The organism is Sorangiineae bacterium MSr11954, from assembly GCA_037157815.1.
Classification (GTDB): Bacteria; Myxococcota_A; Polyangia; order Polyangiales; family Polyangiaceae; genus Pendulispora; species Pendulispora albinea.
Map to the genome: position 1 here is coordinate 11,387,437 of CP089984.1, position 17,793 is coordinate 11,405,229.

Below are 17,793 nucleotides of genomic sequence, written 5' to 3' on the forward strand. Positions count from 1 at the left end.
GCGCCCCCCGCGAAACATCGAAGTCCCCGATCAGCCGCCGGGGACCGTGAACACCGTACCGTCGGCGCCGTCCGCCTTGCTCGCGAGGTAGATGTAGATGCTGGTGCCCGACCAGGCCGCGAACAACCCGCCGCCTCCGATGAGCACGGCGAAGAAGGAGAGGGCCAATTTGCTCGCCGGCCCGTCGTCCTTCGACGCCGCGCTGGCCAGGATCTCGCCGAGCCCTTGGCACGTGCCCCCGCCGGTGGAGAGCAAGTCCGCGGCCCACTGGCTCGCGCTCGGCGGCATGTGGTCGATGACGCTGATGGTGTTTCCGCCCAAGACGAACCCGAGCGCCGCAAAATCGCCGGCGAAGGTGTAGGCGCCTCCGGTCTCCGGGGCTTCATCCGTTTTCCAAATTTGGGAATAGTACCCCGCCAGCATCGGCAAGAGGTGCGCGACGATGGCCCCCCACCGAAACCAGTAGGACAACGAATCGACGGGCAGCTCCTTTTGCGGGATGGGAAGCGTCGTCACGAATTGGATGGCGTCGCACACGGCCGCGACGATCAAAAGAAATCGTTCGAGCCCGCCCATGCGTGAGAGCCCGGCCGGCAGCCGCGAAGGCGAAGCGCCGCCATCGTCCCCCGTGTCCGTGCCGTAGGTCGATACCCCTTGGGTGAGCAAGGGATACTCTTCGGGCGAATCCGCGTCGCTCGACGCCGTAAGGGCCTGATACAGGGAGATGGCGCGGAGCACGGGCGTAAGGAGCCCCACGATGGCCGCTGCCATCCCGCCCCATTGGATATAAAACTTCGCCGCGCTCCATGAGTCTCGATCGTCGTTTGCCGCGGTCGTGAGCCGCGCCGCGCGACCTCGAGCTTCGGGCTCCAACAGCGACGCGAACGACTCCGGACGATCGAACCCCGGTCCGCCGGAGAAGGGCACCCCGCGGCCCAGAGCTTTGGAGACGATGGTGAGGGGAATGGCCACCAAAAGGGCAATCCCGTTGATGAACGTGAGCTTCTCCTTGTCCCCGATGAAGGTGGTGAGCCACTCGTACAAAGCCCCGATGAAGGGGACCGGGAATTCGGCATCGAGCCCCGCGCGCAGCGCGCGAAGGGCGGCGCGGAGCAGATCGAAGGCCCTCTTCATCACCGGTCGCAGGGGCTCGAGGGCGGCCAAGAGCGGCGCCTCTGCGAGCCGCCCGAGATCGCTCAAGGTGACGTCGCCCGCATGCCACGCTCCGATGAACTGCAGCATGGCACCTTGGAGATCGCGCGCAGCCGACACGAAACCGTCCCTGATCTCGCGGAGCAGGGACTCGTGCCCGCTCGGATCGACCGGATCCACGTGGGGCTCGCGGCCGCCCGCGAGGCCCCCGTGCTGAAATTGGTAAAAGGCCCAATTGCCCGCCGGCGACTTCAGCGCCCGCGCCACGGTGCTCACTGGGCCTCCCGCGCCCTCGGTGAGCCGCTTGCTCGCCATGTCGGCGGGCACCTTCGCCGAACGAACGGCGGATCCGAGGTGATCGAAGAAGTCGTCCACCCGCTTTTCCCAATGCGCGATCTCGGCGTCGGCCCTCGCGCCGATGTAGTCGAGGCCGGCCCGGGTCATGGCCGCGAGCTCTTTGTGGGTATGCCAAATATCTTTCCACTCGAACAGGTAGCCGAGCCAGTGGATCAAATCGTCGAAGGCGACCTCAATCTTTTGGAAGACCCACGAGACGAGCTTGTAGACCTCCTCGGCGGTCTTCACCACGAACTGCACGGCGGTCTCGCCCAGGTAGGCGGCGAAGGTCACCACCTCCTTTTCGACCTTGACCACGAAGTGCTTCACCTCGTGGATGGACGACTCGAAGAACGCGATGGCGTCGCCCACGGCGTGGGAGAACCAGCCGCCCAGGGAGAAATTGGCCTGGAGCGACGCGGCGTCGTGCACGCGGTAGCCGCCGCCGTCGAACGACAGGGAAAAACCGCCTCCTTCCGGCAGGTGCGCCGTTCGCAGAGCCTGGGGCGCGGCCGAGGTGCGGTAGCTCACGGCCGCCGCATGGTCCCCCGCGGACGCGGGGTGAAGGCTGGCCAACGAGCGGACGGCGGACACCACGTCGCTCGCTTGGATCGGATCGGGGAGCTTCGCCGGGAGCACGGGAACGTCGCTCGGAGCGCTCACCTTGTGCAGCCGGTCTGCGACGTTGTGGGCGGGGTTTACGTCGATGATTCCATCGAAGAAGTCCGCGCGCAAATGCAGCTGCGGGGTGGCCAGATCGCGCACCGGTTGGATGATGGTGATATGCCCCTGAAAGTCGGTTGCCGCTTCGATCTCCGTCGCTGGATCGAGCAAATGAGCGACCCCGTTGATCACGGCCCGCACCCGTGAACCGGCCGAGACGCGAAAGGCGCGCCCGAGGAGCGGCTGACCGTTTGCGTCCTCGAAGGAGAGGTGCGTGGTGTAACAGCCGAACTCGTACAGGCGATCGGGCTGGGCCAGCGGGATGTCGTCCGACTTCCAGAGGGTCGTCGAAGGGTCCTGCCACATGTATTGGAGATAGCGCGTCTCCTCCACGTCGGTGCCGACATAGAGCAGCTCATTGGCATAGCGGCGATCGTTGGAGAGGGGCGCCACGCGGGCCACGCCTCTTCGAAGGAGCAGCGGCGTGGTCCACGTGCCATCGAGGTCGTCGAACCGATAGAGGTTCTCGCCGGAGAGCACCCACACCGAGGTGATCCCCTCCCGAGCTTGGTCGCCGCGCACGATGAGCCCTCCCGGCAGGATCTCGGGCACCAGATCGGCGCCGGCGATGGGGGTGGCGTTCGCGCGCTTGCTTTGCTGATCGGGAGGGAACCAATGAACGCCGGACGCGCCGGCCACGAAGAGCGCCGTGGTGCCGTCTCGACCTGGTGACGTGGCCAGGCACCGCGCGCCGCTCGGGGCGAGGAGCTGACGATCGAAGCCGCGGCCGCGCGCATCCGGAAATGTCTTGAACACCAGCCAGGTGCCCTCGGCGGTCCCCGAATCGGGCTCTCCGACCCCGTCGTAGAGCATGTACACACCGGGGCCGAGGTCGGAGATGGCGCCCAAGGCAAAGTCGCGCAATGTGGCTTTGACGGTGGGGGTCGGAAAATCGATCCACCCCCAACCCATGGCACCGGTGTTCGAATCGACGGACGCGCGCGCCAAGAAGGTGGTGGGGCTCGCCGGATCCGTGCCTTTCACGCTCACGGCGATGGTGGGGATCCCGAACCCTTGGCCATCGTCGATGGGGCCCACCGCGATCTTTTCCGGGGTGGAAGCGCCGGCCACGAGCGGCAAGTAGAGCCATGCGCCGCGGAGGTTGCTCCAATCCGTCTTGGACAAATCGGGAGACAAGGGGCCGGCAATGGCGACTCGGGTCTTGGTCGGATCGGATTTGTCCTTCATTCCGACCGCCACGAAGATGTTTCCGCCCGGCAATTGCCCGGCGGCGATGGTCACCGGCACCCCGAGATCGGCGAGGCTCGGGGTCAAATCCACTTGCGTCCACCCGGTCGCGTCCTCGTCTCGATGGTGGATCGCGAAGAGGCGCCCATCGGTGCCGAAGCCAAACACGATGGGGCGCAGCTGGGCGTCGTGCACGGCAAACAAATCGCGCTCGGGCGACGTTGGGAGGGCTCCCTGGTAATTCTTCATCAACTCCGACTCGGCGCTCACACGCAAAGTCGGCGATTTGGAGAGGCGTGTGGGGATGTCGATGGTATCCATATCGGAGCCTCGGAGCGAAGTGGCGGCGGTGGGGCGATAACGACGCGCGCGCCGCATTTCGCAACGGTCGTGCCGCGCGTCCGAGCACGCGGCGTCCCGCTCCCGCGCCGTGCCACCTGGGCCGCTCGGCAGGGCCCCGCGTTGGCCGCCGACGCGGGTGCGTCAGCGTTTGACGCAAACGTCGATTGGACGCTTTTGGTCATTCATGATTCACGACCCGTGGAAACGCGAAGCTCCGCGTGCGTGATGTGCAGCACCGACGATCATCCTCGTCCGTCGAAGTGATCGTGCGCGCGGGCCAAGGGCAGCGCCCACCACGCGATCCCGATCGCGATCGACATGACCAAGGCTGCTATCCACGCGAGCTGCCATTCCACCAGCGATGTGATGAGCCACGTGATGAGAACGATGGATAGGGACAATGGGACGAGCCCGATGACCAGAAAGAGGCTCGCGAATCGCTTGAAGCGGTCTTTGTGGCGTATGGGGCGCGTGATGCGATGGTAAGCGGCGGGCAAGACGAAGCAGACGAGGGCGAGCAAGGCGCCGAAGAACGTGCAGAGGTAAACGACGCGCTGAACGTCGGCCAGCCTCTCGAAGCGATCCGTGAACGGCATCGTCATGAGAAAGCCGAGGAACACCTCGGTGCCGGGGAGGAGAATACGCGTTTCGCTGAGCAGATCGGTCAGCCCCGCGGAGCGCTCGTCTTCCTGGGACGATGTGTCGGACTTCGATATGCGAACAGGGTCGAGGGGTACGGTCATGCGATCCATCGAACGTGAACGGGGGCGCTCGCGGACGAACGACCCCCGGCACGAATGCAAAGTTCGGTTCGTGCAAAGCACAAGGACGCGAGGCGGCGGCTCGCTGTGGCAGTTCGGCAGGAGGGGCAATGCGCAACGATTTGCGTCTCATCGGAGCACAACCCGATGATTCTCGGACGATCGTCGCGGGGCGCTTGGCCGTTCGCTACGTGTTGCGGCCGTCCGAGCCTAGGACTTTGACGATCTTGTTGTAAACGCCCAGGAGCAGCAGGGTGGGCACCCACTGGCCGACGAAGAGCGAGAGCTGCCCGTGCCGCGATGGGATACCGAAAAGCCCCATGCGTTTGGGGCTGATGAGTTGCAGCGACGCCGAGCCGACGATGGCGGCTCCCGCGACCCAGAGGAACACGTCGGAGGGGATTTTCGCGGTTTGGTGCTCGATGGTGCGCGCAATCTTGCCCTCCTTCTGCTCGTTACCCGTCGCCGAGGATGAGTACATGTTCATGGAAATCTCCTTTGGGTTCATCTGTGACCCTCGCCGCTGTGCAGCGCGTGTGCCGAATGACGCTCTGTTCTATCTGCTTCGCAGAAGCGATGACTCGGCGCCGCGACGTGAACGGGCCAAACTCGGTCGATGCGGTTCGCATGCAAACGAGCGCTCCGCTGGATGATGTTGGGTGATGTGGAATGGCATTGCGACGAGCGGCTCGCGGGCACCTCGTACGCGGGGCGACCATGTACAAGGATGGCAGGGTGGCCAAGGCGTTCGCGCCGAGTCGGTGCGCCACGACGCGTGCCGAATCGCTGCGCTACGACGCGCGCCGAGTCGGTGCGCCACGACGCGCGCCGAGTCGCTGCGCCGAGTCGCTGCGCTACGACGCGCGCCGAGTCGCTGCGCCTAGGACGTAGGCGCCAGTCGACATGTCCACGACGTAAACGTCGCGTTGACGTGTCCACGACGTGAACGACGCGCGCGCCATCGCCGACGACGACGCTTCGCGAATGAGCGGCACGCCGAAACATCCGAAACACCACACTCTGAAAAAGTTGCGGACCTCTCGGTTGGACTATGACTGGAATGTCGTCCTTCTCGAGTACGGCTCACCCTCTGGGGTGGCGACGAAAAGCCCACAGGTACGGGGAAAAAGCCCAGCCGGGCAGTCGAGCTCCGGTTGGCATGACCGCTGCTGTAGAAGGGCCGCGCGCAACAACCTCGGCGTTGGGCTACGCCGAGAAAGCTTGGGCGGGACCACTTTGCTCCTTCAGGTCCTTTGTTGCGGCAACCACGCTTTGGCTTCGTTTCTTCCCTAGCTTCTGTAACTTTCCGCTTTCTCCGCTCCCCGCGGAGCTCGCACCCCCACTTTGGTACTCCGACGGCGGAGTCTGTCTTGGCCGAATTTGGCGGGCTCTCGACCACGTCGAAGAAAAGGCAGCAAGGCTTATCGTTCGGCTCCCTTTTCTTAGCTTTGGCAAAGCTTCGTTCCTTTTCGACCAGGAAAAGAAATCACGTGGCGCGAGCTCGACCCCCGATCCGTCGGTGGTCGGGGTCGCGCCACGGCGTTTTGTGCCGTAAGGTTTTCCCGATGTTGCCTCGGTTTCGTGTCGCGCTTGCCGCCGTTGCCCTTGCCTGGACCGTAGCGAACGCTGGGGATGCATCCGCGGAGACGCGCAGGGCTTGGCTCGGCATCGGCATGGAGGCCCCGCGCGAAGGCGGGGTGCGGGTGAACAAGGTGATACCGGGCTCGCCCGCGCAAAAGGGCGGGCTGCGCGATGGCGACCGCCTCGTGCGCATCGACACCGCCAAGGTCTCCTCGCCCGACGATGTGCAGCGGGTCGTGGGGAGCCACACCACCAGCGACGTCGTGAATGTCACCGTGGTGCGCGATGGGGCGGAGACCACCTTGCGCGTGACCTTGGCGCCGCGGCCCTCGGCCGACGACCAAAAGCGCATGGAGTTCGTCGGCAAGCCCGCGCCGGTTTGGAGCGGGGTCGAGCCCGTGAAGGGCGCCCCCAAAGATCTCGGCGCCCTTCGCGGACGCGTGGTGGTGCTCGACTTTTGGGCCACGTGGTGCGGCGCGTGCCGCTACATGGCCCCGACCTTGAGCGCATGGCAGGCCCGCTACGGCGCGCAAGGTCTGAGCGTCATCGGCATGACCACCGATGGGCGCGACGAGGCCGCCGTCTTCGCCGAGCGCACGAACATGCGCTTCGGCATCACCGTCGACGAGTCGGCGGCCACGCATCGCGCGTACGGCATTTCGGCCTTGCCGACGCTCTTCATTATCGACAAGCGCGGCGTGGTCCGCGAGGTCGTCACCGGCTACGATGCGTCGCACGAGGCCCAGCTCGATGCGCTGGTGCGCACGCTCCTGGCCGAGCCGGCCGCGCCGTAAGCCGCACCCATGCCCGATCTTCGCGCCATCACGCGCGTGCTCGACGAGCTCCTCTGGTCGCTCCGGCGCGCCGGGTTCGTCATCTCCACCGCGCAAGCCATCGACTGCGCGCGCGCCGCCGCCGCCGTGGGCCTCGGATCGCGCGACACGCTCTGCGATGCGCTGGCGGCGGTCATCGTCACCCGCGCCGACTCCCGCCTGCGCTTCGATCGCGCCTTCGACGCGTTCTTTCTGAGCGCCCATGGGCCCCGAGGTCCCCGCGGCGACATCTGGCAACGCCTCGGCGCGGCCGGCTTTACCGAGGACGAGCTCGCGGAGCTGCGCACGCTCCTCACGGCCCTCGCCGCGTCCTCCCGCGAACGCGGTGGGCACGAGCACCCGCTCGCGGCCCTCGTGGAGGGCGGCGCGGAGCTCGACCGCCTCTTGCAGCTCACCAGCGTTCGCCGCTCGCTCGACGCGCTACACAACCCGTTGCAGGCCGGCTTCTTCGCGTACCGGGTGGAGGAGAAGCTCGGACTGCCGCGGGCGCGCAGCGCGTTGGGCGCCCTTCGCACGCGGCTGCGCGACGCCTTTGGAGCGCGCGGCGATCTCCTGGCCGACGCCTTGAAGGCGGAGCTCGATCGCGCGTCCGACGAGGTCCGCAGCCATGTGCGCGACGTGGTGGCGCAGCGCACCGAGGAGACGAGCCGCGCGAGCACGCTCTCCACCACGCCCTTCGTGCGGCTCTCGCAGATCGAAATCGACGAAGTGCGCCGCGCCGTGAGGCGCTTTGCCGAGAGGCTGCGCGGCGGCGAGCGCCTCAAACGGCGCCGCGCGCGGCAAGGGCGCATCGACCCGCACCTCACCTTGCGGCGCGCGCTGCGGACGGGCGGCGTTCCGTTCGAGCCGGTGCGGCGCGTCCGGCGGCGCGACAAGCCGCGGCTGGTCCTCCTGTGTGACGTGAGCGACTCCGTGCGCGCGGCCGCGTGCTTCATGCTCGAGTTCGTGGCCGCGACGCACGATCTGTTCGACCGCACCCGCAGCTTCGTCTTCGTGAGCGATCTGGCGGAGACCACGCAGCTCTTCGAACGCGAGTCCATCGACGTGGCGCTCGCGCGCGCCTATGGCGGTCAGGTGGTGGCCATCACCTCCAACTCGAACTACGGCCGCGCCCTCCGCCTCTTCGAATCGCGCCACCTGAACGGTGTGGATCGCCGCACCACGGTGGTGATCCTGGGCGACGGCCGGACCAATTTTCACGATGACGCCGCCGAGGTGCTCGGCCGCATCCGCAGCCGGGCGCGCGCCTTGGTGTGGCTCTCGCCCGAGTCGCGCGGCAACTGGGCCATTGGAGACAGCGCCATGGCGCGCTACGAGCCCCAGTGCACCCAGGTGCTCGAGGTGCGGTCCGCGCGCGAGCTCGAGGACGCCGCGCGCTTGCTCGTGCACCTGCGCTAGCTTCGCGCTTCTCCGAGTCGGCGAGTCGGCTCGTCCGCGGCCGGCTCGTGCGCCTCGTGCGTCTCGCGCACCTCACCCGCAAACTTCGATGCGACCGCCGCGACCGCGCGCGGCTCGCGCGCCGCCATCGCCCCAAAGAACAAGTACATCACGAACTGCCCCGACTGGCGCCGCAGCTCGTCGCGCTTATCCGGGTGCTCCGCATAGTCCAGCGCGATGAAGCTCATTTGCTGAAAAACCATATGCGAGAGCTGGCGCACCGTGGCGGCGTCGAGCAAACCCGGGGGGAGCAGATCCAGCACGTCCTCCGCCATCTCCGCCGCGAGATCGTCCATGACTTGGCGCAGCGCTTTGCGCAGCACCGGCGAGCCGCCGTGCATTTCGCGAATGCCCACCACATAGGCCGCGCGGTACTCGCTCACGAAGTCGAGGCCCATCGATACGGTTTCGTGCACCAGCTCCTGCGCGCGCTCCAGCGATACCGGCTGCTTATCGGTTCGTTGCCGGCGCGCCCGAAGGCCGCTGCGGAGCTGGCCGCCAAGCTCGTGGATGACCGCCAAGCCCAGATCGTCGAAGTCCTTGAAGTGGCGGTAAAAGGTGTTCGGATTCACCCCCGCGTGGCGTGCGACCTCGCGCAAGCCAATCGAGGCCAGGCTGCGCGTGGTGGCCGCGAGGTGCAGCGCCGCCTCCATGAGCTTCCGGCGCCCGCCGAGCACCGGATCCCCGCGCTTTGTTTCAGGTTTCGACATCACGGAATCCTTTGTCATGTCGCGTGCTTATCCAGGTTAGGGCTCGGGCGCCCATTTCATGCGCGTTGACGAGGATGTCTACGGCCGTACATTTAGATCGTAGACGATTGTATACAAGCTGCGAAGGCCTTCTCGATGAAGGAGCGTTCCCGATGAGCATGCACACGATCTCGGCTCGGCGCACGTCGAGCAACCAGGTCATGCCGATTCGGCGCGATCTTAAGTTTCAGTTGCCGGCGGACAAGGTCACCACATGGCATCGGGGTAGCGAACACTTATCGCACTTCGTGAATACGTTCTCGTTGTTCCTCCCATCGGGCGAGCGCTTCTTCATCGATGCGGTTCGCGCGTACCGTTATCGCGTCGAGGACCCGGTGCTCAAGGAGGAGGTGATGGCGTTCATCGCTCAGGAGGCCATGCACGGTCGCGAGCATCGGGCGCTGAACGATGTCTTCATCGCCGCCGTTCCGGAGGCCGAGGGCATCGAGCGCTTCGTGACCCGCCTCTTGGCGTGGTTGAAACACAACGCGCCGCGATCGTATCGGCTCTCGGGGACCATCGCCTTGGAGCACTTCACCGCTATCTTGGCCGATCAAGTGCTCTCCGATCCGCGCGTGCTCGAGGGCGCCGATCCCCGTTATGCTGCAATGTTGCGGTGGCACGCGCTGGAGGAGACCGAGCACAAAGCGGTGGCCTTCGATGTGTGGGAGACGGTCATGGGCCGCGGCTCCCGCGCGTATGTTCTGCGCTGTGGCGGTCTTTTGGTGGCCACGGTGGTGTTCTGGGGCATCGCCATCCCTTCGTTTCTGCGTGTGCTGCGCGCCCGCGGCAAGCTCGGGGATCGCGCGGGCTGGCGGCTGTTCAAGCGCCACTTCGTGACGGAGACACGCTTTTTGCCGAACTTGGTAAAGCCTTGGGCTACCTACTTTCGCCCTGACTTCCACCCCTGGGACCACGACAACCGCCATGTATTGAGTCAGCTCGACACCGTGCTGGGCGAAGGGGCTTATTGAAGATGGGAAACGATGTGCTGGAGGTGGCCATCGTCGGCGCGGGGTTTTCCGGGCTCGGCATGGCGATTCGTTTGTTGAAGGCGGGCATCTCGAACTTTCGAATCTTCGAGAAGGCCGGAGAGGTCGGTGGCACCTGGCGCGACAACACCTACCCCGGCTGCGCATGCGACGTTCCGTCGCAGCTCTACTCGTACTCGTTCGAGCCCAACCCGGATTGGTCGCACGAGTACGGCCGCCAGCCCGAGATCCAGCGCTACCTTCTACACTGCACGGAAAAATACGGTCTGCGTTCGCGCATCCGCTTCCACTCCGAGATCACGGGCGCGCAATTCGACGAGGCGGCCGGCGAGTGGGTGCTCCGTTTGAACGAGGGTGAATCGGTGCGCGCTCGGGTGGTGGTCAGCGCGCGCGGGCCGTTCGCCGGCGAGTCCATGCCTGCCATCGAAGGGGCGGACAGCTTTCAGGGCATCCGCATGCACACCGCCCGCTGGAACGACGGCGTTGCGCTGCGGGGCAAGCGGGTGGCGCTCATCGGCACCGGCGCCAGCGCGGTGCAGGTCGGACCGGCCATCGCGCCCGAGGTCGCGGAGCTCACCGTTTTCCAGCGCACGCCGCCGTGGATCCTGCCCCGCCCCGATCGCGCCATCACGGTGCAGGAGAAGGCGCTCAATCGGGCGCTGCCGCCGGCGATGAAGGTGCGGCGGCTCGGGATGTACTGGTTCCACGAGCTGAGCGCGCCGTTTCTCATCCTCCAGCACGACTGGTTCAAGAGGCCGCCGCAGGAGCTGGCGCGCGCCCACCTGCGCCGCTCGGTGAAGGATCGCGCGCTGCGCACGAAGCTGACGCCGCGCTACAAGTTCGGCTGCAAGCGGGTGCTCCTCTCCAGCGATTGGTACCCGATGCTCCAGCGCGACAACGTGCGGCTGATCGACGAGGGGGTGACCCGCATCACCGAGAAGGGGATCCTCACCCGCGACGGGGTGGAGCATGCCTTCGACGTGTTGGTCTACGCCACAGGCTACAAGGTGCCGCTGACCGAGGCCCCTTTCGCCATCCACGGTTTGGGCGGGCGCACCCTGGGCGAGCGTTTCAAAGACGGCGCCGAAGCGTACAAGGGGATGGCCACCGCGGGGTTTCCCAATCTGTTCTTCTTGGTCGGGCCTTTTACGGGGCCGGGGCACCAATCGGTGATCGCATACGCCGAGGCGCAGATGGATTACGCGTGCCAGGCGATCCTGTATCGCCGCCAGCGGCGCTTGAAGTACGTGGACGTGAAGCGCGAACGCGAGGCGCGCTTTGTGCGCGAGATGGACTGGCGCAGCCAGTTCACCGTGTGGACCTCGGGGTGCGCGAGCTGGTACCTCAGTCCCAACGGTCGCAACAACGCGCTGTACCCCGGCTACAATGTCGAATACCGCATGCGCCTCCTTCGCTTCGATCCGGAGGACTACGAGCTGGTCGCCGGCGACGGAGCCCAGGTCCGCGCGGGCCTTCGCGATCACGTTCGCACCTGGCTGACGGCGTTGGCGTAGCCGCTAACGGTGTCGTCGGCGACGCGCTGCTTCGCGGGTGGCGCCGTCGCCGGCTACGGCCCGTCCGTCGGCGGCTTAATGATGCGGAGCTTGCCCTCGAGGCGCTTCGAGATCCACAGGTTGTTCTTGGCGTCGATGATGACGGCGCCCACGCCATCCAGCGATTCGACGAGCTTGAGTCCCTTTTCGGGGCCGAGGATGAACACGGCGTCATCGATGGCGTCGGCGAGGAAGGCGGTTTTCGCCCAAATCGTGACGCTTCGCGATTGGGTGGCCGGCTGGCCCGTGCGCGGGTCGATGATGTGGTGGTAGCGCTTTTTTCCGATGAGGTAAGCGCGCTCGTAGTCGCCGGCCGTGCTGAAGGCGTGGTCGGTGAGCGGCAAGAGCGCGAAGAATTCGCCGGCGGGGCCGCGTGGATCGCGGATGCCGGCGGACCAGTCGCTCCCGTCGGGCTTCTTGCCGCGCGCGTACAGATCACCCCCTGCTTGGACGTAGAAGGAGGTCAGGCCGAGGTCGGCGAGCACCTTGGCCGCCCGGTCGACGGCGTAGCCTTTGGCGATGCCGCCCAGGCTGATGCGAACTCCGCGCGTATCGAGGGCGATGGTGCGCGCGCCCTCGTCGAGGTGGACGTGGCGGTAGTTGACGAGCGGAAGCTTCGCTCGAATCGCCGCGTTCGTCGGGGGGTGCGGGTCCAAGTCCTCGTCGAATTTCCAAAGCCCGTGCAGGCTCTCGAAGGTGATGTCGAAGGTCCCCTCGGAAATTTGGCTGGTGTGCAGCGCCTCCCGCACCACCTCCATCGTCTCGGGGTCGACTTGCACCGCGCCCTGACCGGCCGCCGCGTTGACGCGCGACAGATCGCTGTCGGGTCGCCACGTGGTCATCAGCGCCTCGAGCCTCTGAATTTCGCGGGTGGCCGCGTCGAACGCGCGCCGCGTGGCGTCGGCGTCCACGGTGGGCGTGGTGAAGGCGGCGTAAGCCAGGTGCGTTCCCATCGCGCGCGCTTCGCCTGCAATCTTCTCGGGCGTAAAGCCTTCCAGCCCCGCGCGTGAGGCGGCCGGCGTGGAAGATGCGGAAGATGCGGACGGTGTCAGGGGCGCCAGCAACGAGGTGGGGGCGGCGGATGCGCCGGGCGCCGCTTCGGTCGATCGCGGGGGCGTCGCGGTCGTGCCAGCGCGATCGCAGGCGAAAAGGGCGATGCCCAATGCGCTTGCGACGGCTAGGCTCCCGTGCAGTATCGCACGGGAGCACGCCCTCGCTCGCGACTCAGGCAGGCTCCGCGGGGTCATCATACTGTTCTCGTACCACGGTTGCCGTTTGACATCCTTTAAGCTCGCCATGCGGATCGGGTGGATCGCGCTCGCGCTGATCATGGCGTATGCGGTACGTGCCGAGGCGCAGCCCGCGCCCCCTGCGCTCGTACCCCCCAAGGTGGCGAACGCCGAGACGGTGCCGTACCCGCCCTGGGCCCAGGGCGATTCCGTGGTCGTTTTGGAGCTCCTCATCGCGGTTTCGGGCGCGGTGCAGGAGGCGAAGGTGATCAACGGGGACGAGCCCTTCGCCACGGCGGCGCAGAAGGCCGCGGTCGGTTGGACGTTCACGCCCGCGCGCCGCGGTGACGTCACCGTCGCCGCGCGGGTGCGCATGCGCATCGAGTTTCATCCGCCGGTGGTCGTGCCCCCCGAGCCTGCCGCGACGGGCGCGCCGCCACCCGGTCCCGTCCCCGCTGGGAAATCACCGCCGGGCGCGTCGGGCGCATCCGGTGCGACCGCGACCTCGCCGCCTGCGCCGCAGCCCGAGGTTCAGGACGTGCAGGTTCGAGGCACCCGGCCGGAGGCGGGCAAGATCAGCGTCGGCGGGGGCGAGGTGCGGCAGGTTCCCGGCGCCTTCGGCGATGCGTTTCGCATGATGGAGGCGCTGCCCGGGGTCACCCCGGTGGTGAGCGGGCTCCCCTTCTTCTTCGTGCGCGGCGCGCCGCCAGGAAACACCGGGTACTTCCTCGACGGGGTGCGGGTGCCGCTGCTCTACCACTTGGCGGCGGGGCCGAGCGTGATTCACCCGGCCTTGATCGATCGCGTCGATTTTTTCCCGGGAGGCTACCCCGCGCAGTACGGGCGCTTCGCCGGCGGGGTGCTTGCAGGATACACGCGTCCACCGGCCACCACGTTCCACGGCGATTGGAACCTTCGCCTGCTCGACGCGGGGGCCCTGCTCGAGTCGCCCTTTGCGAGCGGGCGCGGCACGGCGCTGGTGGGAGGGCGCTACGGCTACCCGGGGCTCATCCTCCCGCTCTTCGCCCCCGACACGCGGCTCTCGTACTGGGACTACCAAGCGCGCGCGTCGTGGAAGCTCGACGAGCGCAACGCGATCAGCGCCTTCGTGTTCGGGAGCTACGACTACCTGGCCGAGGTGAAGAAAGACGAGCGTGGGGAGAGGAAGACCAAGCAGCTCTTCGCCACCATGTTCCACCGGCTCGATCTGCGCTTCGACCATCGGTTCGACGGAGGGGGCAACCTGCGGGTGGCGGGCACCTTGGGCGTCGACAAATCGGGGGGCGACACCGGGGACGCGACGAGCCAGATGGCCGGCCTGCGGGCCGAGCTCGAGCGGCGCCTGTCGCCCGTGATTCGCATGCGGATGGGGGCCGATGCGTTCTTCGAGCACTTCGATCTCTTCGACGAGCGCGGCGTGCAGAACCTCACCGGCGACACGCCGAGCATCCTCTACTCCCCGCGCGACGATCTCACCTTCGGCGCGTACGCCGACGCGACCTGGCACCTCGGCCCCCGCGTCGAAGTGGTCACCGGCTTGCGCGCGGATCTCTTCACCTCACACCAGCTCGATCGCCCTGGCGTGCTCTCCTCCGCCGAGCGCCAGCAGCTCCAGGCCAACCGCAACGCCCGGGAGCTCGGCGTCGATCCGCGCCTCGCGGTCCGGCTCGGGATGACCCCGAAGTTCACGTTGGTCTCCACCTTCGGAGTGTCGCACCAGCCTCCCAGCTTGGTCATTCCCGTCCCCGGCGCGGGCCTCGCCAAGCTGGGTGATGGGCTGCAAACGTCGGTGCAGACCAGCCAGGGGTTCGAGCTGCTCCTGCCGGGCGATTTCACGGCCACCGCCAACGTCTTTCTCCACAACTTCATCGGCCTCACCGACGCCACGGCCACGTGCTTGCGCGGCAACGAGTTCAACCTGGACGATCTCGACGACTCGTCGGGCCGCTCGTGCATCGCGCGCCGGGTGCGGGGCCGGGCGTATGGCTTGGAGCTCCTCATCAAGCGCTCGCTCACCAAGCGCCTCACCGGGTGGCTCTCTTACACGCTCTCGCGCACCACCCGCGACACCACACCCGGCGTCGCCCGACGCTTTCGCGCGCTCCTCCCGGAGGAGCCGTCGACCATCCTGGGCGAGTTCGATCGCACCCACGTTCTAAACCTGATCGGCGCCTACGATCTCGGGAGCGGCTGGCGCGTGGGGGGACGTTTCTTCTTCTACTCGGGGAGGCCCTACTCGAAGCAAGCGCAAGGCTTCCTCATCCCGCCCTACAACAGCGAGCGTCTCCCCCCCTACTTCCGCATCGATTTTCGCCTCGAAAAGGCGTGGACCATCGGCAAAACCGGCCGCATCTCCTTCGTGCTCGAGGGGCTGAACGTGACCCTCAACAAGGAAAAGGTGAACGTCCAATGCGAGATCTCGGCCAACCGGGGCCCCATCCGAGATCTTCGAAACATCACCCCCGACATGATGGATCGCTGTACCCCCGAAGAAATCGGCCCCGTCACCGTCCCGAGCATCGGCCTCGAAGGGTCGTTCTAGACCGCCCCGACGAGCCTCACGCCGCACGCCCCTCGAGAACCTCGGCGCTGCGCGCCGGAGCCTTGTCGAGGCGCTCGAGCTCCGGGTAATCGCGCACCACGGAGAGAAGCGCGCGGCGCGAGATTTGTTCGTGCGAATGACCACCTTTAGGATTCGCGCAGTTCAGCGCTTCTCCCGATGTGAGCTCACGGTGCAGCCAGAACGCGGCGCAGCCGGGTCGAAGGGGCTATGTCCGAGGCACGGTGAGCCGTGTGATCTGAATGCCGTGGGCGGCGCCCAAACGCTCCAGCAGCTCGTGAAACTCTTTGGGCGTGGCGACCTCGGGGAGGCGTTCGTAGCGGTTGTCCCAGAGCTCGAGCAGCACGTCTTTTTCGTCCAAGATGAGGCGGCTGATTTGGGGCCACGTCCATTGGCGGATGCGGGGGATGCCCATGGCCAAGAGGTAGCGGGCTTCCAGGCCGTCGCGGCGGACGACCACGCCGCGCATATGGGCGCGCAGGACGGTGCCGACCGCGCTGGCGACGAGGATGAGCGCGAAGGCTAGGGAGCTCAGCGGGCGCGTTTTGTCACCTTCGACCAGCCATACGTAGAGACGTGAGTTGGACGACGAGCTGTACGCGATGAGGACGAGCGCCAGCGCCACCAACGAGATGGCCAGGTAGACGAAGGACGGAAGCCGCATGCGCAGCGGCGGACCGAATGTGAGGCGGTCGCCGGGACTGAGGCTGTAGGACATCTCGAAGCGCGCGACCGTGCCGCGCACCTCGGTGATGCTGTCTCGTTCCTCGGCTTTTCCCCCCGGAGCAGGCGGAGGTAGGCTTTGGTGTTCGCTTTCCGGATGCGACGGCGAGGTCACAGAGAGCACTCCGAACAAACACGATACACGCGGATAGCTTTGGGTCCCGTGCAATCGGCACGGGCCACGCTTCCCCTTCGAGCCGGCAGGCGCCCGCAACACCGACCGATGCGAGCCGGCAGGCGCCCGCGTTTGCCTACCGATCCCGCGATCGGGCGTGCCGGATGGCGGCGATCTCGCTCTTGGAGGGGTTGATGACCAAAAGACCGTGGTCGGCGTCGATGAGGGCGATGTCTCCATCGGACGACCAGCGGAATAGCCCCTGAACGTCCACGATGGCCGGAACGCCCAAGAGCTCGAGCAGAATGCGGGTTCGGGGGCTGGTGGCGCGCTCGCTCAAGGCGATGCCGCACGGCTGGGCGCGGGCGGAGATGAGCAGGTCGAACACGCTGAGGCCGTCTCCCACGAGCACCGCCTTGGAGGGTAGCTCCGCGCGCTTGTCGGTGGCCGCGAGCATGCTCAGCGCGTCGCAGAGATCTTCCACGTCGCGGGCCCGCTCCTCGAGGAACGGATCGCGCGAGATGCTCACCGCGGTGCGGGTGGCCTCGCGCGCGACCCGGCCCAGCGCCGAGGGGATGCCCACCCCGGTGGCGGTGAGCTCCAGCGCCAGCTCGCGAAAGCGCATGTCGCCGAGGATCTCGACATAGGTGCCGAGGAACGCCGCTTCTTTGCCGACCTTGGCCAGCCCTTTGGCGCGCTCGTTCAGCGCCAGAATGGCTTTTTGGGCCACGTCGAACGCCACCTTCAACAGGCGGACGTCTTGCTCTTGCTCGCCCGCGGCCCTGGGCACATTGCTCGGGCGCTGCGGCGGCCTGCGCGGTGCTGCGATGGCGCCGAGCGCGGTGCCGGGGACCAGCGGACGGCCGGGCAAGGTGACCTTGCGCGTGCCTCCCCCGGCGCGGCGCGCGAAGGAGCTGCGCTCGCGTTGGGTGTCGATCAGCTCCGCGTGGCGGATGCCCGCCGAGATGAGCGCGCCGAGCACGCTGAGGAGCTCCACGTCGGGATCCGAGAAGGGCGTGGCCTCGCGCTGCACGGCGATGGCGCCCACCGGGCCCTGTTTGCCCAGGATGGGCACCGCCAGAAAGACGGGGAAGCGCTCCTCCTCCAGGCCCGGGAAATACTTGTACGATGCATGCGTCTCGGCGTGGTCCGAGATGATGGGCCGCAGGTACTCGACGGCTTGCCCCGTGATGCCCTCGCCCACGTTGAGCCGGATCTGACCGAGCGCGCTGCGGGAGAAGCCCACGTTGCCGCGCATGACGAGCTTGTTCTCGCCCTCGACCAGGTAGAGCGAGCACACGTCGCAGCCGAGGATGTCGACGATGCGGCGCGGGGCCTCGTCGAGCAAGGTGACGAGCGGCATGGGGCGCGCGCTGAAGGCGACGAAATCGAGCACCTCATCGAGTCGTTTGTTGCCGCGCTCGTAAACCTTCGGGGGAAACGGGAGCACCGATGGCGTGCGGGGCGGCGGAGGTGTGGAAGCTGACATGGCGGAACGCTCGGGTTTCAGTGTAGCCTG

At 66.9% G+C, this 17,793-nt stretch carries 12 protein-coding genes; 5 read left to right on the plus strand and 7 right to left on the minus strand.

Going from position 1 to position 17,793, the window contains the following annotated elements:
- Window positions 1-30 precede the first annotated feature (30 nt).
- The 3 genes from LZC94_44720 to LZC94_44730 form a co-directional block, all read right to left on the minus strand.
- Window positions 31-3,720, minus strand: a complete 3,690-nt coding sequence (locus LZC94_44720) for a hypothetical protein (protein WXB14912.1) — start codon at window positions 3,718-3,720, stop codon at window positions 31-33.
- A gap of 263 nt (window positions 3,721-3,983) precedes the next feature.
- Entirely contained in the window at window positions 3,984-4,484 is a 501-nt protein-coding gene (locus tag LZC94_44725) for a DUF6328 family protein (GenBank protein WXB14913.1), read from the minus strand.
- Window positions 4,485-4,689: 205 nt separating this feature from the next.
- A complete protein-coding gene (locus LZC94_44730) occupies window positions 4,690-4,989 on the minus strand; it encodes a hypothetical protein (protein WXB14914.1) in 300 nt (99 codons plus the stop codon).
- A 1,078-nt stretch (window positions 4,990-6,067) separates the two neighbouring features.
- On the opposite strand from LZC94_44730, the gene LZC94_44735 reads away from it, so the two are divergent.
- A complete protein-coding gene (locus tag LZC94_44735; GenBank protein ID WXB14915.1) occupies window positions 6,068-6,877 on the plus strand; it encodes a redoxin domain-containing protein in 810 nt (269 codons plus the stop codon).
- 9 nt (window positions 6,878-6,886) lie between these two features.
- Complete coding sequence (locus LZC94_44740) at window positions 6,887-8,314, plus strand: VWA domain-containing protein (GenBank protein ID WXB14916.1); 1,428 nt, start codon at window positions 6,887-6,889, stop codon at window positions 8,312-8,314.
- On the opposite strand, the gene LZC94_44745 is transcribed toward LZC94_44740, so the two are convergent.
- Window positions 8,311-9,063, minus strand: coding sequence for a TetR family transcriptional regulator (locus LZC94_44745; protein WXB14917.1), 753 nt, complete (start codon window positions 9,061-9,063; stop codon window positions 8,311-8,313). The genes LZC94_44740 and LZC94_44745 overlap by 4 nt on opposite strands.
- A gap of 152 nt (window positions 9,064-9,215) precedes the next feature.
- Between LZC94_44745 and LZC94_44750 the strand changes: the two genes are divergently transcribed.
- Together LZC94_44750 and LZC94_44755 are read left to right on the plus strand one after the other, a co-directional pair.
- Complete coding sequence (locus tag LZC94_44750; protein WXB14918.1) at window positions 9,216-10,076, plus strand: metal-dependent hydrolase; 861 nt, start codon at window positions 9,216-9,218, stop codon at window positions 10,074-10,076.
- 2 nt (window positions 10,077-10,078) lie between these two features.
- Window positions 10,079-11,608, plus strand: a complete 1,530-nt coding sequence (locus tag LZC94_44755; protein WXB14919.1) for an NAD(P)/FAD-dependent oxidoreductase — start codon at window positions 10,079-10,081, stop codon at window positions 11,606-11,608.
- A 53-nt stretch (window positions 11,609-11,661) separates the two neighbouring features.
- Here the strand turns inward: LZC94_44755 and LZC94_44760 are convergent, their stop codons facing one another.
- Complete coding sequence (locus LZC94_44760; GenBank protein ID WXB14920.1) at window positions 11,662-12,810, minus strand: FAD:protein FMN transferase; 1,149 nt, start codon at window positions 12,808-12,810, stop codon at window positions 11,662-11,664.
- A gap of 112 nt (window positions 12,811-12,922) precedes the next feature.
- Between LZC94_44760 and LZC94_44765 the strand changes: the two genes are divergently transcribed.
- Window positions 12,923-15,418, plus strand: coding sequence for a TonB-dependent receptor (locus LZC94_44765; GenBank protein WXB14921.1), 2,496 nt, complete (start codon window positions 12,923-12,925; stop codon window positions 15,416-15,418).
- Between the two features lie 226 nt (window positions 15,419-15,644).
- On the opposite strand, the gene LZC94_44770 is transcribed toward LZC94_44765, so the two are convergent.
- Both LZC94_44770 and LZC94_44775 read right to left on the minus strand, forming a co-directional pair.
- Window positions 15,645-16,181 carry a hypothetical protein gene (locus LZC94_44770; protein WXB14922.1) on the minus strand — a complete coding sequence of 179 codons (537 nt, stop codon included), beginning with the start codon at window positions 16,179-16,181 and terminating at the stop codon, window positions 15,645-15,647.
- A gap of 229 nt (window positions 16,182-16,410) precedes the next feature.
- Entirely contained in the window at window positions 16,411-17,763 is a 1,353-nt protein-coding gene (locus tag LZC94_44775; GenBank protein WXB14923.1) for a GAF domain-containing protein, read from the minus strand.
- Window positions 17,764-17,793 lie beyond the last annotated feature (30 nt).